Raw genomic sequence first — 24,330 nt, 5'->3', positions numbered from 1 at the left:
CCCCGCCGCCCGTTCAGCCGGCCGAGGCCGAGGCCGACGCCGTGTCCGACGCCGTGGCGGACGCGCCCGGCTGGACGGCGTCGTCGGTGCCGTCGTGCGTGGCGTCGGGCTCGACCCCCATGGTGATGGAGCCCACGACGCCCTTGGCGATGTTCTTCTTGTTGTACTTCAGCTTGAGCAGACCGCCCTGGACGCCGCTCTGGTCGTAGATCGTGTCCTCGGTGAGGGTGGTGCGCTCGGTGGTGCTGGTGGAGTACGGCTCCGCCTCGGCCGAGGCGAGCACGGACTCCTCGTCGAAGAAGAACTGGCCGGTGTGGCAGGTGTGCCCGCCCTCGTAGCCGGCGTCGGTCCACTCGCCGTCCACGTGCACCTTGGTGTGGATGTGGACGGTGCGGCCGCGGTACCAGCCCGGGAAGATCGTCTTGAAGGTGACGCGGCCCTGCTTGTCGGTCTTCCAGGTGCCGCGCAGGTAGCGCTCGTCGTCGGTGGGCTCCTCGTGTCCGCCGCCCCCGCCGCCACCGGACGGCGGCTCGCCGGTCGGGGTGCCGGTCGGCACGTCGGTGGGAGTACCGGTCGGGGTGCCGGAGGGCGCGTCGGTGGGAGCGCCGCCACCGCCTCCCGTGGAGAGGCTCTCGTAGCCGGAGTAGATGCCGAGCGCGTCACAGTGCCAGACGTCGACGGCCGCGTTCGCGATGGGCTTGCAGGTCTCGGAGTCGATCACCTTGAGGGCGAGGGTGAGGGGGATGCCCTCCTTGTCCTCGGTGATGTCCTGGCGGATCTTGTCCGCGTCGATGTAGTAGGGGCCTTCGGTGGTCTCCGAGGTGAGCTTGTAGCAGACCTCGCCGGCACTGGCCGAGGCGGCGGCCTTGGGCTTGCTCCCGGTCTTCTCCCCGGCGAAGGCACCGGCGGCGAGCGCCCCGCCCGCCCCGACGGCGACGGCGGCGCCCGCACCGGCGACGACGACCTTCCGGCGGGTCAGATCACGCTTGTGCTTGGGTCCTTGCTGGTCACTCGCGACGTTCTGGTCGTTCTCGTTGTGCTCGATGTTTCCCGTCATGGCCGCGAAGCTAGGAGGCGGGCCTGTCAGAGGCGTGGGAACGGCCTGTGGAATTCCAAGGGCAGGCAAAAAGACACCGGGGACACAGTCTGTTTTCGGCCCACTTATGGTAAAGGCGCTGGTGAGGCTTGCCTTACTTGTGGTGAGCGAGGCTACGGAGGACCGCGGCGGGGGCGGTGGGGGCGAGGGGGAGTATTCGGGCGGGGTCGTCGCTTTCACGGAGGAGCAACAGCTCGCCTTCGGCTGAGGCGAGTTCGACGCAGTCATCTCCGTCGCCACCCCCGGAGAACGAGGACTTCTGCCACTGGATCATGCCTTACAGCTCCTTCGCCAAGCGGTGGATGAAGTCCCGCGACCGCACCGGGTCGGGAGAGGCAAATGGTGGCCCACGGCTTCCTGTCCTTCGACCCTCCCATCACGAAGCGCTGGGTCGAACTCGTGGAAGTCGGCCTGGAGAACACTCCGATCAGGAAGGCATGAAGGGCGTCCTGCGTGTACTGGAAGTGCGGGGCATCGCGATCTCCGACGACATCCGAGAGCGCATCACCACCTGCACCGACCTCGACCGCCTCGACGACTGGCTCGATCGAGCAGGCACGGTCGAGCAGGCGGAGGACCTGTTCGCCGAAGCGGCAAAAGAAGCCTGATGCCCTTCTTCGTCAGCAGTCGCCTTCCCGGCCGTCGCACCCTCGTGGAGATGCGCTGCCTCCAAGGGTGGGCAGACGGCTGGGACGAGGTCGCACCACCCGATGCGACACCCGGCGCCCTCGCCCGGTGGCGGGCCGAAGCAGTGTTCCAGGTGCTGGAGAAGCGCCGGATCCACGTGACGGACAGCGACTGCCTGCGCATCGCCCGGTGCACCGACCCCGACGTGCAGGCCCGCTGGATCAGGACCGCGATCCTGTGCGACAGCGTGGACGATCTGTTCCGCGAGCGTTCCGACGGATGACCAGGCCGCCACCCGCCCTAGCGAGACGTGACCGCGCAGGCCCCGCCGACCGCCGACACACGAACGGCATGAGGAGGCGCGGACACGGCCACGTCCGAGTCGATCCCCAGTGCCGTACGCGCCGACCGAAGATGCTCCAGCCCCTCCCGCGCCACCCGCGTGACCTCCGCGTACTCCCCCGCCGTCCGGGCCCCGGCCAGCTGAGCCCGCGCCGCCCGATGGCACTCCGCCGCGCTGGTCAGTGACCGCCCGGCCGCCTCGTCCGCCCCGGCCCACGCCCGCGCGTCCGGCGGGACCAGACCCCCGCCCAGCCGTACGAGCCAGTGGTTCGCCTCCGCCTCCGCGTCCAGATCGGACGGGGGACGGTTGCGCTGCGTGCGCCGCTGGGCCACCACCCCCACCACCGCGCCGACGATCAGCAGCACCGAAACCGTGATCATGAACCCCATGGACCCCATCGCCGGCTTCCTCCCTTGCCCCGCCGACTTTCGTCGACCCCTTGTCGGCCCTTTGTCCGCCCTCCTCCCCTATGAGACGACAGGCCGCTGTGGGTGCCCTCCGGGATTCCTGTGTGCCTGCGGTGAGGTTTCCAAGTGGGCCCGGCCACCGCCTGCCGGCGCGAACGGCGGTGACCGGGACCCGGTCCGTCAGCTCGCCGAAGCCGACGGCGACGCGGACGCGCTGGGCTGCGGCGGCGCGCCCTGGCCGTCCTCCGTCGCCTCCGGGTCGACGCCGACCGTGATCGACCCGTGGACGCCCTTCGTGATGTCCCGCTTGTCGTAGCGGAGCCTCAGCAGGCCGCCCTGGGTGCCGCTCTGGTCGTAGATCGTGTCCTCGGTGAGGGTCGTGCGCTCGGCGGTGTTGCTCGCGTACGGCTCCACCACCGCGGAGGCCAGGACCGACTCCTCGTCGAAGAAGAACTGGCCGGTGTGGCAGGTGTGCCCGCCCTCGTAACCGGCGTCGGTCCACTCGCCGTCCACATGCACCTTGACGTGGATGTGGACGCAACGGCCCCGGTACCAGCCCGGGAAGACGGTCCGGAAGGTGACCTGGCCGTGCCGGTCCGTGCGCCAGGTGCCGCGCAGGTAGCGGCTGTCGTCCGTGGGCTCCTGGTGGCCGCCTCCCGGGGGCGCTCCGGTGGGCGCGCCCGTGGGCGCGTCGGTCGGGGGTTCACCGGTGGGCGCGGGACCGCCGCCTCCACCGCCGTTGCCCTGGTCCTCGTAGCCCGAGTACACGCCCGCCGCGTCGCAGTGCCAGATGTCGACGGCCGCGTTGCGAATCGGCTTGCAGGTGTCCGAGTCGATGACCTTGAGGGCGAGGAGGAGCGGGATGCCCTCACGGTCCTCCGTGACGTCCCGGCGGATCTTGTCGGCGTCGATGTAGTAGGGGCCCTCGACCGTCTCCGAGGTCAGGCGGTAGCAGACCTCCGCGTCGCCTCGTGCCGGCTGTGCCGATCTGCTGTCCTCGGTGGCGGCGTTCGCCGCGAACGCGGTGCCGCCGAGCCCCGCCACCGCGAGCGCACCCGCCCCGACGACCACGACCTTACGTCGCGTCAGTTCACTTGTTTCCTGGGCGTCCTGGGATTCCTGTGGCTGTTGATTCGCTGTCATGCCGGTGGAAGTTAGGTAGGAAGGCTGTCAGCGAGCTGAGAAAACGGCGGTCTTTTTCACGGCCACGCAAAAGGGACCTGAAATCGACGTCGACTTCAAGTCCCTTTGCGGTAGGGCGCTTTAAAAGGCTTGCCTTACTTCGGCTGCGGCTTGCGCACCGACAGGTGCAGCTCCCTCAGCCGGGCCTCCTCCAGCTCCGTCGGCGCGCCCATCATCAGGTCCTGGGCGTTGCCGTTGAGCGGGAAGGAGATGGTCTCGCGGATGTTCGGCTCGTCGGCCAGCAGCATGACGATGCGGTCGACGCCCGGAGCGATGCCGCCGTGCGGCGGGGCGCCGAAGCGGAACGCGCGCAGCATGCCGGCGAACTTCTCCTCGACGGTCTCGCGGTCGTAGCCCGCGATCTCGAAGGCCTTGAGCATGATCTCCGGCTCGTGGTTCCGGATCGCGCCGGAGGACAGCTCGACGCCGTTGCAGACGATGTCGTACTGCCAGCCCAGGATGTCCAGCGGGTCCTGGGTCTGAAGGGCCTCCAGGCCGCCCTGCGGCATGGAGAACGGGTTGTGCGAGAAGTCGATCGTGCCGGTGTCCTCGTCCTTCTCGTACATCGGGAAGTCGACGATCCAGCAGAACCGGAAGACGCCCTCCTCGAAGTGCCCGGCGCGCTTGGCGGCCTCGACCCGCACCGCGCCCATGATCTTCGAGACCTCGTCGAACTCGCCCGCGCCGAAGAACACTGCGTGGCCGGCGGCCAGCGACAGACGCTTGGTCAGCTCGGCGACGTTCTCCTCGGTCAGGAACTTCGCGATCGGGCCGGTCAGCGAGCCGTCCTCGGCCACGCGCACCCAGGCCAGGCCCTTCGCGCCCTGCGAGACGGCAAAGTCCCCGAGCTGGTCGAAGAACTTCCGGGGCTGGGAGGAGACGTCCGGCACGGGCAGCGCGCGTACGTGCTTGCCCGCGAAGGCCTTGAACTCCGAGCCCTCGAAGATGTCGGTGATGTCGACGAGCTCCAGCTGGGCCCGCAGGTCCGGCTTGTCGGAGCCGTACTTCAGCATCGACTCGCGGAACGGGATCCGCGGGAACGGCGAGGTGACGTGACGGCCGTTGCCGAACTCCTCGAACAGTTCCGTCATGAGCTTCTCGATCGGCTGGAAGACGTCCTCCTGCTCGACGAAGCTCATCTCGACGTCGAGCTGGTAGAACTCGCCCGGCGAACGGTCCGCGCGCGCGTCCTCGTCGCGGAAACAGGGGGCGATCTGGAAGTAGCGGTCGAAGCCCGAGATCATCAGCAGCTGCTTGAACTGCTGCGGGGCCTGCGGCAGCGCGTAGAACCGGCCCGGGTTCAGACGGGACGGGACGACGAAGTCACGGGCGCCCTCGGGGGAGGTCGCGGACAGGATCGGCGTCGCCATCTCGTTGAAGCCCAGCGCCGTCATCTTGTGCCGGATGGCCGAGATGACCGCCGTCCGCAGCATGATGTTGCGGTGCATGCGCTCGCGGCGCAGGTCCAGGAAGCGGTACTCCAGGCGCCGCTCCTCGTTGACCCCGTCCTCGGTGTTGATCGTGAACGGCAGCGGGGCGGCCGCGCCCAGCAGTTCGACCTCGCCGACCTCGACCTCGATCTCGCCGGTCGGCAGGTCCGCGTTGACGTTCTCCGTGCCACGCGAGACGACCTTGCCGTCGACGCGGACCGTCGACTCCTTGGTCAGCTTGTCGAGGGCCTCGTACGCGGGCGTGCCCGGACGGGCGACGAGCTGCGTGATGCCGTAGTGGTCGCGCAGATCGATGAAGAGGATGCCGCCCAGGTCGCGCCGATTGTGCAGCCAGCCGCTCAGCCGGACGTCGGTGCCGACGTCAGAGGCGCGGAGCTCGCCGCAGGTGTGGGACCTGTACCGATGCATCGTCGTTCATCCAGTCTTCGCGGATCGGGGGGCGGGTTTCACGTGAATCAGGGCACGTTTCACGTGAAACAACCCCCAGGGTACCGGGCGGTCACTGATCACCTCCCCTCAATACCGGTCCGGTGATCAGTGGCACTTCTCGATCCCATCTTCTTAAAGTGGGTCAATGCGCACTGGCGAGCCTCTGCCCGCCGTGGGGGAGGTCCTCGCCTCCCTCGCGACCGGCCTGTGGCACTGGGACACCGCCACCGGGCTGGTCACGGTAGACGCCGAGGCGGCCCGGCTGCTCGGGCTGCCCCGCGAGCAGACGGTCCTCACGGAGGCCCAGACCCGCGCCCGCCTCCACCCCGTCGACTGGAACGAGATCACCGGAGTGATCCAGCTCGCCGTGGCCGAGGGCACCCTCGCCGAGGTGCGGATCCGGATCATGGACGAACGAGGGCGGGTCGTCCGGGTCGTCCGCAGCCGCTCCAAGCCGTCCTTCGACCCGGCGAAGAAGGCGTACGAGCTGATCGGCACCCTCCAGGAGGTCACCGAGCCCACGCCGGGCACCCCCGCCGGCCGGACCGCCGTCACCGGCGACTGGCGGCGCTCCCGGGAGGCGTTCCTGCTGGACGCGGGCCGGGCACTGGCGGAGGCACGGTCCACGGAGGAGGTCCTGCGGGTCGCGGCGGGTCTGTCGATGCCGGGCTTCTCACCGGACGGGCTGGCCGTCTTCGGCGTGGAGGGCGACCGGCTGACGATCATCGGGCACCACGGACAGCAGCCCGGCGACGAGGACCCCTTCACCCAGATGTCCATCCATACGGACTATCCGGCCGCCGAGGTCGTGCGTACCGGCCGGGCCGTGTACCTGTCCTCCCCCGAGCGGTACAAGGAGCGCTATCCGCTCACCTGGCCGCTCGCCGCGCAGTTCGGCCGCCAGTCGTGGGCCTTCCTGCCGCTGACGGTGGCCGGCCGCACGATGGGTGCCTGGATGGCCGGCTTCGCCTATCCGGTGGCGTTCACCCCGGACGAGCGGTCCGTGCTCACGACGGTCGCGAGGATGCTCGCCCAGGCGCTGACCCGCGCGGGCGCGGCGGAGACCCAACGCGAGCTGACCGACGGCCTGCAACGCTCCATGCTCCCGACCCTCGGCCCCGAGATACCGGGCATGACCCTCGCCGCCCGCTACATACCGACCGGCGGCGGCCTCCAGGTCGGCGGTGACTGGTACGACATGATCCCGCTGCCCAACAGCCGCTTCGCCCTCGTCATAGGGGACGTCCAGGGGCATGACGTCCGCGCCGCGGGTCTGATGGGCCAGCTGCGCATAGCGCTACGGGCGTACGCGTCCGAGGGCCACCGCCCCGACGCCGTCCTCTCCCGTGCCTCCGGCTTCTTCCACGGCATCAACCACGCCGAGGGCGTCGCGGACGGCGACACCGCCGACCTGCGCTTCGCGACCTGCCTGTACATCGAGGTCGACCCGGTGACCGGGGTTCTGGAGGCGGCGCGGGCCGGGCATCTGGACCCGGCGATCCGGATGGCCGACGGCACGGTCCTGCTCCGCGCCGCGGCCGGCGGACTCCCGCTCGGCATCGACCCGGACGCCGACTACCCCACCACCCGGCTCGCCCTCGAACCCGGCGAGGCGCTGATGCTGTGCACCGACGGGCTGCTGGAGACCGGCGGTCACGACCTCGACACCGGCTGGCGGCGCGTCCGCAAGATCCTGGAGGCGCACGAGGGCGACCTGGAGCAACTGGCCGACGCCCTGGTCCAGGCGGTGCACGGCCCCTCCTCCCACCACACCACGGGTCCCCTGGCGGACCGCCGCGAGGACGACATAGCCCTCCTGCTCCTGTGCCGACAGGGCGCGCCCGCCCCGGTCCGGCAGCCCGTGCGCCGCTCGATGCTGACGGTCGCGCAGGCCGAGCCCGAGCGAATCGCCGTGGCCCGGCAGCAACTGCGCGAACTGCTGCACGACTGGACGTGCGCGGACCAGGTCGACTCGGCGGTCCTGCTCGTCTCCGAGACCCTGACCAACGTCCTCGTCCACACCGACGCCGACGCGCTGCTCGTCGCCGAGGTCACCGGCGCGCAGGGCGAGCGCCGGCTCCGCATCGAGGTCACCGACACCAGCGACGACCTCCCCCACAAGCGCCGCCCCGGCGAACTCGCCTCCTCCGGCCGCGGCCTGATCCTCATCGAAATGCTCGCGGACACGTGGGGGGTGGCGCCGAGGGGCGAGGGCAAGAGCATCTGGTTCGAGCTCTACGAGCCGTCGGCGGGTTCTCCGGGCGCCCCACCGGATGCCCCGTAACGCGTCCGCAGCTCGTACGCCACCCCGAAGGCGGCCGCGGTCACCGGCACGGCGAGCAGCATGCCCAGCACACCGGCGACGGACGCCCCGGCGGTGATGGCGACCATCACCACCGCCGGATGCATCTGCACGGTCCGGCTCTGGATCACCGGCTGCAGCACATGCCCCTCCAGCACCTGCACGGCGAGCACGACCCCGAGCGCCCACAGCGCGATGACGAACCCCCGGTCGGCGAGCGCGACCAGCACGGCGACAGCCCCGGAGAGGAAGGCGCCGAGATAGGGAACGTAGGCGCCGACGAAGACGAGCGCACCGAGCCCGAAGGCACCGGGCACGTCGAGGACGAGCAGCCCGACGGTGATGCACACGGCGTCGATGAACGCGATGAAGGTGGTCCCCCGCATGAACCCCTCGACGGCCCGAAAGGCCCGCCGGGCGATGGCCTCCAGGGTGTCGGCGGTACCGCCCGGAGCGACGGACCGCAGCGCGCCGACGGCCCGGTGCGAGTCCCGCAGGAAGAAGAAGACGAGCAGCAGCGCAAGGACAGCCATGGCGATGCTCTCGCCGACGACACTCACCCCGCTGATGACATTGGAGGCAGCCGTCCCCCCGAACTTGGTCAGCAGCTCCTTCGCGTTGGACGCGAGGTCGTCGAGCGAGGTCCCGGCGGCCCCGAAGCGCCCGGCGAGATCCTGGCCCGCCTCCTTGAGCGAGGCGACGATCTGATCCCCGGTGTCGATCAACGCGGCGACGACGATGTACACGGCCCCGCCCACCACACCGACGACGGCGACACAGGTGAGCCCGGCCGACACCGCCCGAGGCACCCCGGCCGCCACCATCCGCCGGTGCAACGGCCGGAGCAACGCGGTCCCGAGCAGCGCGAGCAACACCGGCGTGACCGCCGCCCGCAACTCGGAGCAGAGCCGGATCCCCACGTACCCGACCCCGGAAACGAGCAGCACCACAACACACCAGGCCGCAAACCGGCGAACGGGGAGGGGGAGCAGGTGCACGGGTCCAGCGGATCACGGGGCGGGGGTGCTTGTCCTGCGCGGACGGCCAACTGGGTGACGCTCCGTCATACGCGTGCAGAATCGATGCCTCTGTCCCCGATAAGGATGAACATCCTTACTAAGAAGGTACGTTGCGTCGGCATATGCCTAGCTTCGGCGGCGGAGGTGATGCTCGATGTACGAGCAGAAGAACACACAGCCGCCGGATCAGTCGGCGGCACAGAAGGACGCGATCGACATCAACGACTTCGTGTTCGCGACTACGGGGGCGCGACTGCGGCGACTTACGATGCCGGACGGGACCCACTGGTTCCCGGCGATGGATGTGGCAGGGAACCTCGGCTACGCCAACACACGGGACGCAGTGCAGAGCATGGTCTCGCAACAACACACAACAACACTCGGAGATATTGCACGAAGCGTCGCCCTGAGCGACGCAACGCGCAATATCGCAGGTCACGGCCTACGCAAGACGATGAAGATGGTGAACCTGCAGGGTCTCGTCCAACTCGTCAACGGCTGCACGAAGCCGGAGTCCCAGCCCTTCAGGTCCTGGGTCTCCGAAGTCATCGCCACCATCCAGCGCGACGGCTCCTACTCCCTGGAACCGGCCCCGGCACAACCCGCCCCCACCGGCAGCACGGCATACCTCATGCCCCGAGAAGTCGCCGACGCGATCGTGCGGCTCGAAGTGAGGAACATCCAGGCCGACGAAGTGATGGCAGCCTTCCAGAGAGAGCAGACCGTGCTCCTGGAACAGATCAGCCGCAGCCAACAGACGATCGCCCGCAGCCAGAGCGCGATCGTCCGCAGCCAAGGCATGATCGCCGAGGCGCTTCAGGACATCGCGCAGGCCCTCAGGCGCCGCCACGCGGAACCAGCGTTGGAACCACAGCAACTCCTGGCCAGCTGGAAGGCGAAGAACCTCGTCTTCACCGAGGACATCCACGCGGTGGCGGCCTACCTGGCGCCTGCGCTCGTTCAGGGCGAGGCCAGTTACCGCATGGAAGAGATCGCCACTCGTACGGGCCTCTCCCTCGCCCGCGTCCACGACTGTCTCCGCACGCTGCTCAAGCGCGGCTGCATGCGGCAGACGGGCTGCGCTGCGGACGGAGCGCCCATCTACGTGCTGCCGTAGCGGAGCACGCTGAAAGCAGACAGGCCCGAAGCCGCAAGACAAAGTTGCGGCTTCGGGCCTCGTCACACCGTACCGGCTCCCGCCCGGCCGAAGGGTCAGATGCCCTCCTCCGTCATCCCGTGCACCGCGGGAATCGTCCCGAGCCGGCCCTTCTGGAAGTCCTCGAAGGCCTGCATCAGTTCGTCCTTGGTGTTCATGACGAACGGGCCGTAGTGGGCCATCGGCTCACGGATCGGCTGCCCGCCCAGCAGCACGACCTCCAGGTCCGGCGTGTTGGAGTCCTGCTTCTCGTCCGCGCGGACCGTCAGCGAGGAACCCGCGCCGAAGACCGCCGTCTGACCCTTGTGGACCGGACGGCGCTCCGCGCCCACGGCACCCTTGCCCGCCAGGACGTACGCGAGGCCGTTGAAGTCCTCGCGCCACGGCAGGGTGAGCTCCGCGCCCGGTGCGAGCGTCGCGTGGATCATCGTGATGGGGGTGTGGGTGATCCCGGGACCGGCGTGACCGTCCAGCTCGCCGGCGATCACCCGAAGGAGTGCACCGCCGTCCGGGGTCGTCAGCAGCTGCACGTGCCCGCCGCGGATGTCCTGGTACCTCGGCGTCATCATCTTGTCCTTGGCCGGCAGGTTCACCCACAGCTGGAGGCCGTGGAAGAGACCGCCGGACATGACCAGCGACTCCGGCGGCGCCTCGATGTGGAGGAGGCCCGAGCCGGCCGTCATCCACTGGGTGTCGCCGTTGGTGATGGTGCCGCCGCCGCCCTGGCTGTCCTGGTGGTCGAAGATGCCGTCGATGATGTACGTGACGGTCTCGAAGCCGCGGTGCGGGTGCCAGGGCGTGCCCTTCGGCTCGCCCGGCGCGTACTCCACCTCGCCCATCTGGTCCATCATGATGAACGGGTCGAGGTGACGGTAGTTGATCCCGGCGAAGGCGCGGCGCACCGGGAAGCCCTCACCCTCGAATCCGCTGGGCGCGGTCGTGACGGTGAGCACGGGACGTGCCACCGCGTCCGCCGACGCGGCGACGCGCGGCAGGGTCAACGGGTTCTCGACGGTCACTGCGGGCATGTCCGTACCTCCTTGGGCGACGTACGTTCAGTTTAGTTGAGCATTGAACTTTCTGCCACCCAGAACGACGAAAGCCCGGAGGACATTCCCTCCGGGCCACATCGCCCCGTTGAACAGAGATCGGCGGGGATTCAGCAGGGATCAGTTACTGAAGTACAGGTACTTCCAGGCGCCGATCGTCGTCGTGTTCGCGCTGTCGCCGGATGTGCCGTCCACGTACGACGAGCGGACACGGGCCTTGATGCCGGACTCACCGGGGGCGCCGAGGTTCACGGCCGACTTCCCGTTGGCGTTGAGGGCGAAGTACTCCGAGCCCGTCGTGTACCACGCGCCCTGATAGTAGACCTGCAGCTCGAGGCGCTGCTTGCGGCCCGGGTAGTAGGACATGGTCGTGGTGATCACCGGGGCGGTGTTCTTGTGGAACCAGGAGTACGACGTCGAGCCGATCTTCGCCGTCTTGTACTGCTTGGAGACGGCGGTGGAGATCTTGACCCGGGCGTAGGCCGTGGCCTTCACGCTCTTCGGGGCGTAGCGGGCGTCGCCCGCGAAGACCGCGGTGACCGTCGTGTCTCGGGTCATGTCGACGGTGGCGACGAGGTTGCCGCTGGAGTTCACCGTTCCGGTCTTGATCAGTCGCTTGGGCGCGTCGCCCCCGTAGGGGTCCGACCAGATCTCGACCTTGCGGTTCTTGTAGGTCGTCCCGAGGTGCGCCGTGAAATTGACGTCGGTGCCGTTGTTGTACACCTTGCCGTCGTTGTTCAGGGTCAGGGCCACGGCCGCGCGGGAGACGGCCACCTTGTCGAAGGCCGAGACCGCGGTGTGCTCGGCGTCGCCGGCGTAGCCGACCGTGTACGTGACCGTGCCGCCGGCCGGCGGGGTGTCCGTGAAGGAGTACGTGCCGTCCGCCTTGACCGTGACGGCCGCCAGCGCCTTGCCGGACGGGCTCTCCAGGTCGGTGCGCGTGACCGCGAGCTTCGCGCCGGCCGGGAGCGGGACGTTCGCCGAGATCTTTCCGGTGACCGTGAGCGGCTTGGCGCGGGTCGCGGAGGCGGGGGCGTCGGCCGTGAGGGTCGGCACGCTGAGCGCCGGGCCGGTGAACGCCTTCAGGGTGTAGGTGTTGTTCGTGTTGCCGGTCAGGGCGAACAGCCGTGAGGAGTCGGGGGCCCAGGCCACCTCGCCCATGGTGGAGTCGCCCGCGTCGATGCGGCGGACCGGGGTGACGGCGCCCGGCTTGTAGACGTTCACGTGACTGCCGTAGACCTGCGCGACCAGGCCGCCCGGCGAGACGTCGCCGAACCAGCCAGTCTCCGTGAGGTTGGTGCCCTGCGCGATCTCCCCGTTCGCGTACGGCAGCCGAGTGGTGCCGTTCCACAGCACCTCGGAGGTGCCGGGGACGACATCGACGTCCGAGAAGTAGCGCCCGGCGTCGCTCTTGGCGACCACCTGCGGGGTGTCACCGGAGACGTCGAGCACATTGGTCGCGCCGGGGCTGGTCCCGCTGTCGGTGTAGGTCAGCACGCCGGGGGCCGACGGGTCGGCGTCGAGGAGCCCCGAGTTGTAGTACGGGGCGACCGACTCCGGAAGCCGGCCCAGCGTCACGGTGGTGGCCGGGTCGGTGGCGGCGGGGTCGATGGAACCCAGGTTGCCGTGCCAGGAGTTGTCCTCGCCGATGCTGCGGTACGAGAACCACAGCCGTCCGCCCGTGAAGGCGACGTCGTGCGGGAGGACGCCCTCGCCGAGGGCGTAGGTGGACCTGACGTCCAGGGTGGCCGCGTCGAGCGCCACGATCGCGTGCGTCTCGGGCAGCGCCGCGTAGAGGGTGGTGCCGTCGGCCGAGAGCGCGAGGTCGCTGACCTCGCCGAAGCCGACGTTCAGGTCGACGAGGGTGCCGTTGTAGTCGGTGGCCAGGATCCGGCCGTTGGCCTGGTCGCCCACGAAGACGCGCTGGAGGGCGCCGTCCGCGACGAGGCCGACGGGCGAGGTGAGAACGGCCGTGGCGGCCGAGGCGGTACCGGCCGCGGCGATACTCAGGGCCGCGGAGCTGAAGAGGACCGCGAGTGCTGTCGCGGCCGAGGTGCTGCGCATGCGCACAGTGATGAACCCCCACAGGAAAACCCGGTGGTCGCCGGGTGATGAGAGCGCCGCGCGGCACCCGGACGTGACCGCGTGAGAGCGGTGGCGTGCGGGGCGCGGCTGCCTGGGGCAACCCTATGGCATGCCTGTGACAACCGGGGTACGGATTTCCGCCGCCGGATTCCCGGGGGCCGCTGGGCCGCCCACCGGAATCCGGGTCTCGAGGGGGAGGTCTCTCAGCCGTACATCCGCCGCATCGCGAAGTCGACCATCTGCTCGACCGCCTTCGCGTCGAACACCATCCGGTGCTCGCCCTCCATGTCGAGGACGAAGCCGTAGCCGGTGGGCAGCAGGTCGATCACCTCGGCGCCGGTGATCACGAAGTACTTGGACTCCTTGCCCGCGTACCGGCGCAGCTCCTTGAGGGAAGTGAACATCGGGATCACCGGCTGCTGGGTGTTGTGCAGGGCGAGGAAACCGGGGTTGTCGCCGCGCGGGCAGTAGACCTTGGAGGTCGCGAAGACCTGCTGGAAGTCCTCGGCGGCCAGCTGCCCGGTGGTGAAGGCCCGCACCGCGTCCGCGAGGGAGGGCGGGGACGGCTCCGGATAGAGCGGCGGCTGCTGGCCGTACCCGCCGTGGCCGCCGGGCATCTGCTGCTGCGGCGGGGCGTACTGCTGCTGTGCAGCACCGCCGTCCATGGGCTGGCCGTATCCGTACATGGGCGTAAGCGTACCGAGACGGGCCGGACGGCGAGGGGCCGGGAATTTATCTAACGGTCGCTATGAAATGCTGCTACGGTATTTCCGTATCGTCCGTTACACATTTTCGCCGGACACCTCGGGGGGATCCGCATGCCTTCTCCGTCTCCGTACGCCCGCACGGTTCGCGGTTCGGGACCCGGCCTGCTGCTGGCGCACGGCGCCGGGGGCTCCGTCGAGGCGAACTACGGGCCGGTCATGGACGCCCTGGCGGCCGGGCACACGGTCGTCGGTGTCGACTACCCGGGCACGGGCGGCACCCCGCGCTCCGCGCGTCCGCTCGAAGTGGACACCCTGGTGGCCGAGTTGGTGGCGGCCGCCGACGCGGAGGGGCTGGAGCGGTTCGCCGTCTGCGGGTACTCGCTGGGCGGAGCGGTGGCGATACGACTGGCCGCGCGGCATCCCGAGCGGGTCACCGCGCTGGCCCTGACCGCCCCCTTCCCGCACGCCGACGCGGAACTGCGGCTGAACGCCCAGGTGTGGCACGCGCTGTGCACGGCGGGGGAGACCGACACCCTCGGCCGGTTCATGCTGGCGCACGCCCTGAGTCCGGTCGTGCTGGACGCGATGACGCCGCAGGAGCTGAAGATCGCGGCGAAACTGGCCGGACGGACGGCCCCCGAAGGCACCGCCGAACACGTGGACCTGGTGGTCCGGGCCGACGTCCGCGCCGACCTGGCCCGGATCACCGCCCCGACGCTGGTGATCTCGCCGGTCGACGACCGGCTGGTCCCGCCCCGGCTGCACCGGGCCACGGCCGCCGGGATCAAGGGGGCGCGGCTGGCGGAGACACCCGGTGGCCACCTGCCCTTCACCGAGCACCCGGCGCGGTGGGCGGCCCTCCTGGCCGAAGCTCTCCTGGAACCCGCTCCCGAACCCGTTCCCGGGTCTGTCTCAGGCACCGTCAGGTAGACCCTTCTCACACTTGGCCGAGTGGGGGTTGCGACTTATTACCGACGGGTAGCATTATCGTAGCTGCTTGCTACTTGTTGGTACGTGAACCAGCGCGAGGATCCAAGTCCCTCGCCGATCTCTCTACGGAGCCGTCGCCATGGGGCATTACAAGTCGAATCTCCGCGACATCGAGTTCAACCTCTTCGAGGTACTCGGGCGCGACAAGCTGTACGGCACCGGCCCGTTCGAGGAGATGGACACCGAGACCGCGAAGAGCATCCTCGAGGAACTGACCCGCCTCTCGGAGAACGAGCTGGCGGAGTCCTTCGCGGACGCCGACCGCAACCCGCCGGTCTTCGACCCGGAGACGAACACCGCCCCGGTCCCGGCGTCCTTCAAGAAGAGCTACAAGGCCTTCATGGACTCGGAGTACTGGCGTCTCGGCCTGCCCGAGGAGATCGGCGGCACCACTTCCCCGCGCTCCCTGATCTGGGCGTACGCGGAGCTGCTGCTCGGCTCGAACCCGGCCGTGTGGATGTACTCCTCCGGCCCGGCGTTCGCCGGCATCCTCTACGAAGAGGGCAACGACGTACAGAAGAAGATCGCCCGGATCGCCGTCGAGAAGACCTGGGGTTCCACCATGGTCCTCACCGAGCCGGACGCCGGCTCGGACGTGGGCGCCGGCCGCACCAAGGCGATCCAGCAGGAGGACGGCTCCTGGCACATCGAGGGCGTGAAGCGGTTCATCACGTCCGGTGAGCACGACATGGAGGAGAACATCCTCCACTACGTCCTCGCCCGTCCGGAGGGCCACGGCCCCGGCACCAAGGGCCTGTCCCTCTTCCTCGTCCCGAAGTACCTCTTCGACTTCGAGACCGGCGAGCTGGGCGAGCGCAACGGCGTGTACGCGACGAACGTCGAGCACAAGATGGGTCTGAAGGCCTCCAACACCTGCGAGATGACGTTCGGCGACCAGCACCCCGCCAAGGGCTGGCTGATCGGCGACAAGCACGACGGCATCCGCCAGATGTTCCGCATCATCGAGTTCGCCCGCATGATGGTCGGCACGAAGGCGATCTCCACGCTGTCGACGGGCTACCTCAACGCGCTGGAGTACGCCAAGGAGCGCGTCCAGGGCACCGACCTCGCGAACTTCATGGACAAGACCGCGCCCAAGGTCACCATCACGCACCACCCGGACGTGCGCCGCTCGCTGATCACGCAGAAGGCGTACGCGGAGGGCATGCGCGCGCTGGTGCTGCACACCGCGGCCGTCCAGGACGAGATCCAGGTCAAGGAGGCCGCGGGCGAGGACACCGCCGCCCTCGAGGCCATGAACGACCTGCTCCTGCCGATCGTCAAGGGCTACGGCTCCGAGAAGGGCTACGAGCAGCTCGCCCAGTCCCTGCAGACCTTCGGCGGCTCCGGCTTCCTGCAGGAGTACCCGATCGAGCAGTACATCCGCGACGCCAAGATCGACACCCTGTACGAGGGCACGACGGCGATCCAGGGCCAGGACTTCTTCTTCCGGAAGATCGTCCGCAACCAGGGCGCGGCCCTCAACTCGCTCGCCGAGGACATCAAGAAGTTCCTGGCGCTCGGCACCGGCGGCGAGGAGCTGGCGGGCGCCCGCGAGCACCTCGCGAAGGCCGCCGTCGAGCTGGAGGCCATCGTCGGCCTGATGCTGACCGACCTCGCGGCCACCGAGCAGGACGTCAAGAACATCTACAAGGTGGGCCTCAACACCACCCGCCTGCTGCTCGCCTCCGGCGACGTGATCGTCGGCTACCTGCTCCTCAAGGGCGCCGCGGTCGCCGCCGAGAAGCTTCAGACGGCCTCCGCCAAGGACAACGCCTTCTACACCGGCAAGATCGCGGCGGCGAAGTTCTTCGCGGCGAACGTGCTGCCGGGCGTCACGCTGGCCCGCAAGATCGCCGCGGGCGTCGAGCTGGACCTGATGGAGCTGGACGAGGCCGCGTTCTAGGACTCACCCGGACCACCCGGACAACCGCGGAGTACTCACCCGGGGCACTCCCGCGCAGCACTCCACACTGTCCTCACGAGGGCCCGCTCCCATCGCCGGGAGCGGGCCCTCGTACGTCGTTAAGGTGAACCCATGAGCGAACCCTCCCGCTTCGACCGCGGCCACACCGACGACCTCATGACGTTCCTGACGGCGAGCCCGTCGCCGTACCACGCCGTGGCGAACGCGGCGGAGCGGCTGGAGAAGGCCGGTTTCCGCCAGGTCTCGGAGACGGACGCCTGGGAAGGGACGAGCGGCGGCAAGTACGTGTTGCGCGGGGGCGCGATCGTGGCCTGGTACGTCCCCGAGGGCGCCGCGCCGCACACGCCGTTCCGGATCGTCGGGGCGCACACCGACTCCCCGAACCTGCGCGTCAAGCCGCGGCCCGACACCGGCGCGCACGGCTGGCGCCAGGTGGCCGTGGAGATCTACGGCGGCCCGCTGCTCAACTCCTGGCTCGACCGCGACCTGGGCCTGGCGGGCCGGCTGACCCTGCGGGACGGCTCGACGCGCCTGGTCGACGTCGGCCGCCCGCTGCTGCGAGTCCCCCAACTCGCCATCCACCTCGACCGGTCGGTCAACACCGACGGCCTCAAGCTCGACAAGCAGCGCCACCTCCAGCCCGTCTGGGGCCTGGGCAACGACGTGCGCGACGGCGACCTCATCGCCTTCCTGGAGGAGGAGGCCGGCCTGACCGCGGGCCAGGTCACCGGCTGGGACCTGATGGCGCACTCCGTGGAACCGCCCGCCTACCTGGGCCGCGACCAGGAACTGGTGGCCGGCCCCCGCATGGACAACCTGCTGTCCGTGCACGCCGGTACGGCGGCGCTGACGGCCGTGGCGAGTGGCGGCGAGGGTCTGCCGTACATCCCGGTCCTGGCCGCCTTCGACCACGAGGAGAACGGCTCCCAGTCGGACACCGGCGCGGACGGACCGCTGCTGGGCAACGTGCTGGAGCGCTCGGTGTTCGCGCGCGGAGGCTCGTACGAGGACCGGGCGAGAGCCTTCGCGGGCACCGTCTGTCTGTCCTCCGACACCGGTCACGCCGTCCACCCCAACTACGCGGAGCGGCACGACCCGACGCACCACCCGCGGGTCAACGGCGGGCCGATCCTCAAGGTCAACGTCAACAACCGCTACGCCACGGACGGTACGGGCCGGGCGATCTTCGCCGCCGCCTGCGAGAAGGCGGAGGTCCCCTTCCAGTCCTTCGTCTCCAACAACTCCATGCCGTGCGGTACGACCATCGGCCCGATCACCGCTGCCCGCCACGGCATCCGCACGGTCGACATCGGCGTGGCCATCCTGTCCATGCACAGCGCCCGCGAACTGTGCGGCGACGCCGACCCGTACCTGCTGGCCAACGCCCTGGTGGCGTTCCTGGAGGGGTAGTTGAGGGGTAGGTCGCGGGGAGGGGGGTACCCGGATGCCGGAGCCGGACCGACCGGTACTCCTGACAGGGAGGCGACATCATGGGCCTCGGCGGGTGCATCATCCTCATCGCCGTGGGAGCCATCCTCACGTTCGCGACCGACTGGGACATTCAGGGAGTCAATCTCGACCTGGTCGGCGTCATCCTGATGATCGTCGGCGTGATCGGCGTGACGACCTTCAGCAGCATCGCCCGGCGTCGCCGGGTGATGGTGCCGCCGGCCTCGACCACGGTGGTCGAGACGGAGCGGCGCCACCAAGACGGATATCGCGACGGATACAACGACGGCTACGGCGTCTGACCGTGTCCGGGATCAGGTGTCCGGACCGGCCAGGACCAACGGCAGCCGGTCCGCCCCGCCCTTGGTGAGGCGGACCGCAGTCGTACTCGGCCGGCGACCCGGACAACGACTGCCTGAACATGGCCGCCACCCCCACCGCCCTCCACCTCCGCGAGAGCGACACCCCGGCCACGATCCCCTCGCCCACCCGCACCGCCCTGAACGCCCTGCTCACGGCAGCGAGAAACACAGCCGCGCCCGGCCCCTCCGCGTGAAGGAGCCGGGCGCCGCGACGTCCCGTCGATGACGGGTCAGGCCAGCGTGTGCCCCGTCGTCGCGTCCACGTGCGCCGGCACCTCCTCATGGCGGTCGCCGACGGTGGAGGTACCGGTCGGTTCGAGGACGAGGATCTCGGTGGGGACCGGGGCGTACGGCTTGTGCTCCGTGCCGCGCGGGACCGTGAAGACGCTGCCCCTGGGCAGGACGACCGTGCGCTCGCCGGCCGGCTCGCGCAGACCGATGTGCAGTTCGCCGTCGAGGACCAGGAAGAACTCGTCGGTGTGGTCGTGGATGTGCCAGAGGTGCTCGCCGTCGACCTTGGCCACGCGGACGTCGTAGTCGTTGACGGTCGTGACGATGCGGGGACTCCACCGCTGGGTGAAGGAGGCCAGTGCGGCGGACAGGGAGACGGGTTCCGTCGGTGCGCTCATGCCGATCATCGTCGGCGATGGCGCGCAGGCCGGACGAGTGCTAGGAATCGCACATGCCGCAAGGATCCTCTCAGCGAGCCGCACGCGCGCCGCACAAGGTGGCCGTGATCGTGGACGAGGGCACCAACCCGTTCGAGGTCGGTGCAGCCACCGAGCTGTTCGGACTGCCCCGTCCCGAACTCGGGCTGCCGGGGCCGCTGTACGAGGTCATGCTGTGCACGCCCGCTCCCGAGGTGCGGATGAACCACGGCTTCTTCACCGTGACCGGCGTGCGCGGCCTGGACGCGGTGGACACGGCGGACACCCTCGTCGTACCGGGTCGGCCCGACAACGTCGTACCGCGCGTCGCCGCCGTACTGGACGCCATCCGGCGCACTCACGCACGCGGGGCGCGCGTCATGAGCTTCTGCACCGGCACCTTCGCGCTCGCCGAGGCCGGTCTGCTCGACGGACGCCGGGCCACCACGCACTGGATGTGGGCGGAGACGTTCCGCGAGCTGCATCCGAAGGTATGGCTTGAGTCCGACGTCCTCTTCGTCGACGAGGGCAGCATCCTGACCGCCGCCGGCAGCGCGGCCGCGCTCGACCTCGGTCTGTACGTCGTGCGGCGCGACCACGGCGCGGAGATCGCCAACGCGGTGTCCCGCCGACTGGTGTTCGCCGCTCACCGGGACGGCGGCCAGCGGCAGTTCGTGGAGCGCCCGGTGCCGGACGTGCCCGACGCGTCGCTGGCGCCCCTGCTGGCGTGGGCGCAGGAGCGGCTGGGGGAGCCGCTGACGGTGGCGGACCTGTCGGCGCGGGCGGCGGTGAGCCCGGCGACCCTGCACCGGCGCTTCCGGGCTCAGCTCGGCACGACCCCGCTGGTCTGGCTGACGGGGGAGCGGGTGGCCCTCGCCTGCCGGCTGATCGAGCGGGGGGAGGAGCGGCTGGACGTGGTGGCGGCCAGGAGCGGGCTGGGCACCGCCGCCAATCTGCGCGCGCGGCTGCGCCACGGGACCGGACTCAGCCCGTCGGCGTACCGACGGCGGTTCGGTCCGGGGGGTGGGGAGACGGTGGCTGAGTGAGGTTACTCATCGCCTCCGTGGGAAGCGCCCGGGAAGCGCCGTGGTGTGCTCCCCGATCTGCCCGATCCACGCCGCCCACACGCGCAGTCGGGTCATCCGTCTCGTCATTTCCCGTCCCCGCCGGGAAATTTCTCCTCAACCGGGGAAGCCGTACCGGCATGAGATTCCTCGTGCGCGACCGGCTCCTCGGCATCGGTGACGACTACTGGATCGAGGACGACCGGGGCAACAAGGTGTACCTCGTCGACGGCAAGGCGATGCGGCTGCGGGACACCTTCGAGCTGAAGGACACCGGTGGGCAGGTCCTGATCGACATCCACCAGAAGATGTTCGCCCTGCGGGACACGATGGTGATCGAGCGGGGCGGTGAGCCGCTCGCGACGATCCGGCGCAAGCGGCTGTCGTTGCTGCGCAACCACTATCGGGTGACCCTGGCGGACGGCCGCACGGAGCTGGACGTCAGCGGCAAGATCCTCGACCGGGAGTTCGCGGTCGAGTACGACGGCGAACTGCTGGCCGTCGTCTCCCGGCGGTGGCTGCACGTGCGGGAGACCTACGGCGTCGACGTCGTACGGGAGGACGCGGATCCGACGCTGCTGATCGCGGTGGCCGTGTGCGTGATCCATCTCGCCGACAAGGAGCGGGAGGACTAGGGACACAGCCCTGGCGACAGGCCCTAGTAGGACCGGCGTCCAGGAGTTCGCAGCCCGAGCACCCGGTCCTTCAGGGCCGGGAACTGCTCCCGGGTCGTGGCGACGCGGGACGGGTCGAACTCGACCGTGAGGACCTCCTCGCCCGATCCCGCCTCCGCCAGCACCTCGCCCCACGGATCCACCACGATCGAGTGACCCGCCTGCGGAACCCCGGCGTGCGTCCCGGCCGTTCCACAGGCGAGTACGAACGCCTGGTTCTCGACCGCCCGCGCCCGGGCCAGCAGCGTCCAGTGCGCCCGGCGGCGCTCCGGCCAGCCCGCGGGGATCACGAGCGTCTCGGCGCCGGCGTCGACGAGACCGCGGAACAGTTCGGGGAAACGGAGGTCGTAGCAGGTGGCGACGCCGACGGTCGTCTCGGGGAGGCGGACCGTCACCAGGTCCTCGCCCGCGCCCATCAGCACGGCCTCGCCCTTGTCGAAGCCGAAGCGGTGGATCTTGCGGTAGGCGGCGGCGAGCTCACCGGAGGGGGAGAAGACGAGAGACGTGTTGTAGAGGGGACCCTCGGGGTCCCGCTCGGGGATCGAGCCCGCGTGCAGCCACACGCCCGCGTCGCTCGCGGCCTTGGCCATCGCCTCGTACGTCGGCCCTTCCAGGGGCTCGGCCTCGCCGGCGAACTCCTCATAGGCGAACGCCCCGGTCGTCCACAGCTCGGGCAGCACCACCAGGTCCGCGGCACCGGCCTGTTCCCGCACCAGGGAGGCGATCCGCAGCCGCCGTGATTCAACCGATTCGCCCGCTTCTACGGCGATCTGGATCAGAGAGGCGCGCACACTACCACCGTCCTGGCATTCGAGTCGTCCAAACACGGGCCTACGATCGTCACACGAAAGCACTGCCGGGGTGCCTCACAGCAGCGTAACTTAGCGTTTCGAAACACCCGCCGACAGCAGCCGACACCCGCCACCTCCCGCTGGCAACGCCGCCACAGCCCACCCGAGTACCGACCGCCGAGGGGTCCCGTTTCCGTGAGTCTGCATCCCACCCTCCAGCCCTACGCCGACGCCTGGACCCACTCCATCGAAGCGATATCCGAGCTGGTGCAGCCGCTGGTGGAGGCGGACTGGAACCGCAGGACCCCGTGCCCCGGCTGGTCGGTGCGCGACATCGTGTCGCACGTCATCGGGCTGGACTGCGAGATGTACGGCGACCCGCGCCCCATCCACACCCTTCCGCGCGACTTGTTCCACGTCACCAACGACCTCCAGCGCTACATGGAGATGCAGGTCGACGTCCGCCGCCACCACACGGCGCCGGAGATGACGTCCGAGCTGGAGTACACGGTCATCCGCCGCAACCGGCAGCTGCGCAACGAGTCGCGCCAGCCGGACACGACGGTGCGCGGCCCGCTCGGCACCTCGCTCACGCTCGAGGAGTCCATGCGCACCCACGCGTTCAACGTGTGGGTGCACGAGCAGGACCTGCGCGCCGCCCTCGGCCGCCCCGGCAACCTCGACTCCCCCGGCGCGCACATCGCCCGTGACGAGCTGCTCGCCGCGCTCCCGGCGGTCGTCGCCGAGAAGGCCGACGCCCCGCGCAGCTCCGCGGTCGTCTTCGACGTGCACGGTCCGATCGAGTTCCTGCGCACGATCCGCGTCGACATCCAGGGCCGCGGCACCCTGGAGACGGCCCCCGCGCTCGGCCCCGCCGCCGCCTTCACCCTCGACTGGGAGACGTACGTCCGGCTGGCCTGCGGCCGGGTGACGCCGGAGGCGGTCGCGGACCGGGTGAAGGCGGAGGGCGAGCCGGAGCTGACGGGGGCGATCCTGCGGAACTTCGCGATCACCAAGTAGGACCGCGTCGGACGACCGAAGCTCCCTCGGCACGGTTCGGCGCAGGAGAGCCAACGGAACCTTCACCGTCGAAGCCTTCGTCCCGGCCGGGTCGACCCCCGAGCCGCCGGTCGTGGTCACCGGCCTGCCCGTCGGCGTCGCGAGCATGGAGAAGCGGTACGAGGGGGAGGTGAGCGGGCGGTCGGCGACCCTGTTCACCGCGGCGTTCGACCAGGCCGCCGGCGTCGGCACCCATGTCGCCATGGAGTCGTTCGAGGGCTCGCTGAACGGCCGCGACGGCGCCTTCGACTTCGTGCACTCGGCGACCACGTCCGGCAGCGACCGCACCGCCGAGTTCTTCACCGTCGTGCCCTCCAGCGGCACCGGCGAGCCGGCCGGGATCTCGGGCGCGGGCGGGATGGCCGTGGACGCCGACGGCACGCACCGCATCTGGTTCGAGTACCGGCTGGACTGACGTTCGGCGGGCCGGCGAGGCCGGTGGAGTCGGCGAGGCCGGTGGAGTCGGCAGGAGTAGCAGGTCCGGCAACGGGACGGGCCCGTCGTGTGGATCACGACGGGCCCGTTGCGCGTGGCGCGGTGGCAGACGTCAGCTGATCTTGGCGTAGCCGAAGTTGATGAGCTTCTTGACGTCGTTCGTGCGATCGGTCGCCGAGGCGGAGGTGAGGACGGTGCCCATGACCGACTCGCCGTTGAGGGTGGCGGCGAAGACGAGGCAGTACTTGGCGTCGGGGCCGGAGCCGGTCTTGATGCCGAGCGTGCCGTTCCAGCCGAGCAGCGTGTTGGTGTTGGCCCAGGTGGCCATCGTGCGGGTGGCGCCCGAGCTGGTGATGGTCTTCGCCGTGTACGACTTGGTCTTCACGACGGCCTTGAACGTGGTGCTCGTCATCACGCTCCGGGCCAGCTTCGTCAGGTCGCGCGGAGTCGAGTAGTTGGTGCCGTTGCTCAGGCCGTCGAACGAGTCGAAGTGCGTGTTCGTCATGCCCAGGTTCTTGGCCGTGGTGTTCATCTTGGCGATGAAGTTCTTGGTGCGGGCCGCGACCGTCGTACCGGTGCCGAACTTGTCGGCGAGGGCCATCGCGGCGTCGCAGCCGGACGGCAGCATCATCCCGTACAGCAGCTGACGGACGGTGACCTTGTCGCCGACGATCAAGTGGGCCGACGAGGGGTAGCCCTTGGAGACCATGTAGCTGCTGATCTCCTTCCTGATCGTGACCTTGGTGTCCAGGTTCAGGCCCGTCTGCGAGAGCACGACCTTCGCGGTCATGACCTTCGTGGTGGAGGCGGTGAGCCGCTTCGTGTCACCGGACTTGTTGTAGAGGGCGGTGCCGGTCGCGCCGTTCATCACAAACGCACCCTTGGCGGTGATGGTGGGCACGGTCACGGCCGCCTGCGCGGGCGCCGCGGTGAGGGCTCCGGTCGCGAACATCGCGCCGGTCGTGACGGCGACGGCTGCGGCCCTGCGGACTCGGATGCCCTTGATGGCGGTTATCAACTGAAATACCCCGATTACGTCGAATGCCCCTGCGATGCGGCCAAGTTGAAGGGGAAAGAAG

At 69.6% G+C, this 24,330-nt stretch carries 24 protein-coding genes and 1 pseudogene; 13 read left to right on the top strand and 12 right to left on the bottom strand.

Translation table 11 applies throughout. The features are described from left to right. Positions 1-13 precede the first annotated feature (13 nt). Positions 14-1,057, bottom strand: coding sequence for a dioxygenase family protein (locus tag OG289_RS26335; RefSeq protein WP_327316483.1), 1,044 nt, complete (start codon positions 1,055-1,057; stop codon positions 14-16). Positions 1,058-1,190: 133 nt separating this feature from the next. Next, positions 1,191-1,370 carry a DUF397 domain-containing protein gene (locus OG289_RS26330; RefSeq protein ID WP_327316482.1) on the bottom strand — a complete coding sequence of 60 codons (180 nt, stop codon included), beginning with the start codon at positions 1,368-1,370 and terminating at the stop codon, positions 1,191-1,193. Between the two features lie 163 nt (positions 1,371-1,533). Between OG289_RS26330 and OG289_RS26325 the strand changes: the two genes are divergently transcribed. Together OG289_RS26325 and OG289_RS26320 are read left to right on the top strand one after the other, a co-directional pair. Beyond that, on the top strand, positions 1,534-1,704 hold the full coding sequence (locus OG289_RS26325; protein ID WP_327316481.1) for a hypothetical protein: 171 nt from the start codon (positions 1,534-1,536) through the stop codon (positions 1,702-1,704). Next, a complete protein-coding gene (locus tag OG289_RS26320; protein WP_327316480.1) occupies positions 1,704-2,006 on the top strand; it encodes a hypothetical protein in 303 nt (100 codons plus the stop codon). The genes OG289_RS26325 and OG289_RS26320 overlap by 1 nt, the downstream gene beginning before the upstream one ends. 17 nt (positions 2,007-2,023) lie before the next feature. Here the strand turns inward: OG289_RS26320 and OG289_RS26315 are convergent, their stop codons facing one another. The 3 genes from OG289_RS26315 to aspS all read right to left on the bottom strand — a co-directional run bounded on the left by OG289_RS26315 (position 2,024) and on the right by aspS (position 5,514). Next, entirely contained in the window at positions 2,024-2,464 is a 441-nt protein-coding gene (locus OG289_RS26315; RefSeq protein ID WP_327316479.1) for a hypothetical protein, read from the bottom strand. Between the two features lie 189 nt (positions 2,465-2,653). Beyond that, positions 2,654-3,616 carry an intradiol ring-cleavage dioxygenase gene (locus tag OG289_RS26310; RefSeq protein ID WP_327316478.1) on the bottom strand — a complete coding sequence of 321 codons (963 nt, stop codon included), beginning with the start codon at positions 3,614-3,616 and terminating at the stop codon, positions 2,654-2,656. A 134-nt stretch (positions 3,617-3,750) separates the two neighbouring features. Then, entirely contained in the window at positions 3,751-5,514 is a 1,764-nt protein-coding gene (gene aspS / locus OG289_RS26305) for an aspartate--tRNA ligase (RefSeq protein WP_327316477.1), read from the bottom strand. A 166-nt stretch (positions 5,515-5,680) separates the two neighbouring features. Between aspS and OG289_RS26300 the strand changes: the two genes are divergently transcribed. Next, the gene (locus OG289_RS26300) at positions 5,681-7,819 is read left to right on the top strand and encodes an ATP-binding SpoIIE family protein phosphatase (RefSeq protein ID WP_327316476.1); all 2,139 of its coding nucleotides are present in this window, start codon (positions 5,681-5,683) and stop codon (positions 7,817-7,819) included. On the opposite strand, the gene OG289_RS26295 is transcribed toward OG289_RS26300, so the two are convergent. Next, on the bottom strand, positions 7,771-8,835 hold the full coding sequence (locus OG289_RS26295; protein ID WP_327316475.1) for an AI-2E family transporter: 1,065 nt from the start codon (positions 8,833-8,835) through the stop codon (positions 7,771-7,773). The genes OG289_RS26300 and OG289_RS26295 overlap by 49 nt on opposite strands. A gap of 175 nt (positions 8,836-9,010) precedes the next feature. Here OG289_RS26295 and OG289_RS26290 point away from each other — a divergent pair, with 175 nt between their 5' ends. Continuing rightward, on the top strand, positions 9,011-9,973 hold the full coding sequence (locus OG289_RS26290) for a BRO-N domain-containing protein (protein ID WP_327316474.1): 963 nt from the start codon (positions 9,011-9,013) through the stop codon (positions 9,971-9,973). A 95-nt stretch (positions 9,974-10,068) separates the two neighbouring features. Here the strand turns inward: OG289_RS26290 and OG289_RS26285 are convergent, their stop codons facing one another. From OG289_RS26285 to OG289_RS26275, 3 genes are all read right to left on the bottom strand, one after another. Next, positions 10,069-11,040: a pirin family protein gene (locus OG289_RS26285; RefSeq protein WP_327316473.1), complete on the bottom strand. Its 972-nt coding sequence runs from the start codon at positions 11,038-11,040 to the stop codon at positions 10,069-10,071. 141 nt (positions 11,041-11,181) lie between these two features. Further along, positions 11,182-13,125 (bottom strand): YncE family protein, encoded by a 1,944-nt coding sequence (locus OG289_RS26280; protein WP_327316472.1) that lies wholly within the window; start codon positions 13,123-13,125, stop codon positions 11,182-11,184. Positions 13,126-13,349: 224 nt separating this feature from the next. Continuing rightward, entirely contained in the window at positions 13,350-13,832 is a 483-nt protein-coding gene (locus OG289_RS26275) for an SseB family protein (RefSeq protein WP_327316471.1), read from the bottom strand. 132 nt (positions 13,833-13,964) lie between these two features. On the opposite strand from OG289_RS26275, the gene OG289_RS26270 reads away from it, so the two are divergent. From OG289_RS26270 to OG289_RS26250, 5 genes are all read left to right on the top strand, one after another. Beyond that, complete coding sequence (locus OG289_RS26270) at positions 13,965-14,783, top strand: alpha/beta fold hydrolase (RefSeq protein WP_327316470.1); 819 nt, start codon at positions 13,965-13,967, stop codon at positions 14,781-14,783. Between the two features lie 139 nt (positions 14,784-14,922). After that, the gene (locus OG289_RS26265; RefSeq protein ID WP_327316469.1) at positions 14,923-16,749 is read left to right on the top strand and encodes an acyl-CoA dehydrogenase; all 1,827 of its coding nucleotides are present in this window, start codon (positions 14,923-14,925) and stop codon (positions 16,747-16,749) included. Between the two features lie 132 nt (positions 16,750-16,881). Further along, complete coding sequence (locus OG289_RS26260) at positions 16,882-18,180, top strand: M18 family aminopeptidase (RefSeq protein WP_327316468.1); 1,299 nt, start codon at positions 16,882-16,884, stop codon at positions 18,178-18,180. 80 nt (positions 18,181-18,260) lie between these two features. Continuing rightward, the gene (locus OG289_RS26255) at positions 18,261-18,521 is read left to right on the top strand and encodes a DUF6458 family protein (protein WP_327316467.1); all 261 of its coding nucleotides are present in this window, start codon (positions 18,261-18,263) and stop codon (positions 18,519-18,521) included. Positions 18,522-18,640: 119 nt separating this feature from the next. After that, positions 18,641-18,775 carry a hypothetical protein gene (locus tag OG289_RS26250; RefSeq protein ID WP_327316466.1) on the top strand — a complete coding sequence of 45 codons (135 nt, stop codon included), beginning with the start codon at positions 18,641-18,643 and terminating at the stop codon, positions 18,773-18,775. Between the two features lie 36 nt (positions 18,776-18,811). Here OG289_RS26250 and OG289_RS26245 read toward each other — a convergent pair whose 3' ends face one another. Next, positions 18,812-19,210: a cupin domain-containing protein gene (locus tag OG289_RS26245; RefSeq protein WP_327316465.1), complete on the bottom strand. Its 399-nt coding sequence runs from the start codon at positions 19,208-19,210 to the stop codon at positions 18,812-18,814. A gap of 53 nt (positions 19,211-19,263) precedes the next feature. On the opposite strand from OG289_RS26245, the gene OG289_RS26240 reads away from it, so the two are divergent. Together OG289_RS26240 and OG289_RS26235 are read left to right on the top strand one after the other, a co-directional pair. Further along, positions 19,264-20,274: a GlxA family transcriptional regulator gene (locus OG289_RS26240; protein ID WP_327316464.1), complete on the top strand. Its 1,011-nt coding sequence runs from the start codon at positions 19,264-19,266 to the stop codon at positions 20,272-20,274. 158 nt (positions 20,275-20,432) lie between these two features. Next, a complete protein-coding gene (locus tag OG289_RS26235) occupies positions 20,433-20,927 on the top strand; it encodes an LURP-one-related/scramblase family protein (protein ID WP_327316463.1) in 495 nt (164 codons plus the stop codon). Positions 20,928-20,950: 23 nt separating this feature from the next. Here OG289_RS26235 and OG289_RS26230 read toward each other — a convergent pair whose 3' ends face one another. Then, complete coding sequence (locus tag OG289_RS26230; RefSeq protein ID WP_327316462.1) at positions 20,951-21,757, bottom strand: carbon-nitrogen family hydrolase; 807 nt, start codon at positions 21,755-21,757, stop codon at positions 20,951-20,953. Between the two features lie 195 nt (positions 21,758-21,952). Here OG289_RS26230 and OG289_RS26225 point away from each other — a divergent pair, with 195 nt between their 5' ends. Next, entirely contained in the window at positions 21,953-22,777 is an 825-nt protein-coding gene (locus OG289_RS26225) for a maleylpyruvate isomerase family mycothiol-dependent enzyme (protein WP_327316461.1), read from the top strand. Between the two features lie 46 nt (positions 22,778-22,823). After that, positions 22,824-23,231: pseudogene (locus tag OG289_RS26220) on the top strand (DUF3224 domain-containing protein); the annotation flags it as partial. A gap of 132 nt (positions 23,232-23,363) precedes the next feature. Here OG289_RS26220 and OG289_RS26215 read toward each other — a convergent pair. Beyond that, positions 23,364-24,269, bottom strand: coding sequence for a D-alanyl-D-alanine carboxypeptidase family protein (locus OG289_RS26215; protein ID WP_327316460.1), 906 nt, complete (start codon positions 24,267-24,269; stop codon positions 23,364-23,366). Positions 24,270-24,330 lie beyond the last annotated feature (61 nt).

This window comes from Streptomyces sp. NBC_01235, from assembly GCF_035989285.1.
Classification (GTDB): domain Bacteria; phylum Actinomycetota; class Actinomycetes; order Streptomycetales; family Streptomycetaceae; genus Streptomyces.
This window is presented reverse-complemented; position numbering and strand designations above follow the sequence as displayed.

Excerpts from the sequence above, each read along its gene's own strand:
- OG289_RS26335 (WP_327316483.1), bottom strand. The coding sequence starts at position 1,057 with ATGACGGGAAACATCGAGCACAACGAGAACGACCAGAACGTCGCGAGT.
- OG289_RS26330 (WP_327316482.1), bottom strand. The coding sequence starts at position 1,370 with ATGATCCAGTGGCAGAAGTCCTCGTTCTCCGGGGGTGGCGACGGAGAT.
- OG289_RS26325 (WP_327316481.1), top strand. The coding sequence starts at position 1,534 with ATGAAGGGCGTCCTGCGTGTACTGGAAGTGCGGGGCATCGCGATCTCC.
- OG289_RS26320 (WP_327316480.1), top strand. The coding sequence starts at position 1,704 with ATGCCCTTCTTCGTCAGCAGTCGCCTTCCCGGCCGTCGCACCCTCGTG.
- OG289_RS26315 (WP_327316479.1), bottom strand. The coding sequence starts at position 2,464 with ATGGGGTCCATGGGGTTCATGATCACGGTTTCGGTGCTGCTGATCGTC.
- OG289_RS26310 (WP_327316478.1), bottom strand. The coding sequence starts at position 3,616 with ATGACAGCGAATCAACAGCCACAGGAATCCCAGGACGCCCAGGAAACA.
- aspS (WP_327316477.1), bottom strand. The coding sequence starts at position 5,514 with ATGCATCGGTACAGGTCCCACACCTGCGGCGAGCTCCGCGCCTCTGAC.
- OG289_RS26300 (WP_327316476.1), top strand. The coding sequence starts at position 5,681 with ATGCGCACTGGCGAGCCTCTGCCCGCCGTGGGGGAGGTCCTCGCCTCC.
- OG289_RS26290 (WP_327316474.1), top strand. The coding sequence starts at position 9,011 with ATGTACGAGCAGAAGAACACACAGCCGCCGGATCAGTCGGCGGCACAG.
- OG289_RS26285 (WP_327316473.1), bottom strand. The coding sequence starts at position 11,040 with ATGCCCGCAGTGACCGTCGAGAACCCGTTGACCCTGCCGCGCGTCGCC.
- OG289_RS26280 (WP_327316472.1), bottom strand. The coding sequence starts at position 13,125 with ATGCGCAGCACCTCGGCCGCGACAGCACTCGCGGTCCTCTTCAGCTCC.
- OG289_RS26275 (WP_327316471.1), bottom strand. The coding sequence starts at position 13,832 with ATGTACGGATACGGCCAGCCCATGGACGGCGGTGCTGCACAGCAGCAG.
- OG289_RS26270 (WP_327316470.1), top strand. The coding sequence starts at position 13,965 with ATGCCTTCTCCGTCTCCGTACGCCCGCACGGTTCGCGGTTCGGGACCC.
- OG289_RS26265 (WP_327316469.1), top strand. The coding sequence starts at position 14,923 with ATGGGGCATTACAAGTCGAATCTCCGCGACATCGAGTTCAACCTCTTC.
- OG289_RS26260 (WP_327316468.1), top strand. The coding sequence starts at position 16,882 with ATGAGCGAACCCTCCCGCTTCGACCGCGGCCACACCGACGACCTCATG.
- OG289_RS26255 (WP_327316467.1), top strand. The coding sequence starts at position 18,261 with ATGGGCCTCGGCGGGTGCATCATCCTCATCGCCGTGGGAGCCATCCTC.
- OG289_RS26250 (WP_327316466.1), top strand. The coding sequence starts at position 18,641 with ATGGCCGCCACCCCCACCGCCCTCCACCTCCGCGAGAGCGACACCCCG.
- OG289_RS26245 (WP_327316465.1), bottom strand. The coding sequence starts at position 19,210 with ATGAGCGCACCGACGGAACCCGTCTCCCTGTCCGCCGCACTGGCCTCC.
- OG289_RS26240 (WP_327316464.1), top strand. The coding sequence starts at position 19,264 with ATGCCGCAAGGATCCTCTCAGCGAGCCGCACGCGCGCCGCACAAGGTG.
- OG289_RS26235 (WP_327316463.1), top strand. The coding sequence starts at position 20,433 with ATGAGATTCCTCGTGCGCGACCGGCTCCTCGGCATCGGTGACGACTAC.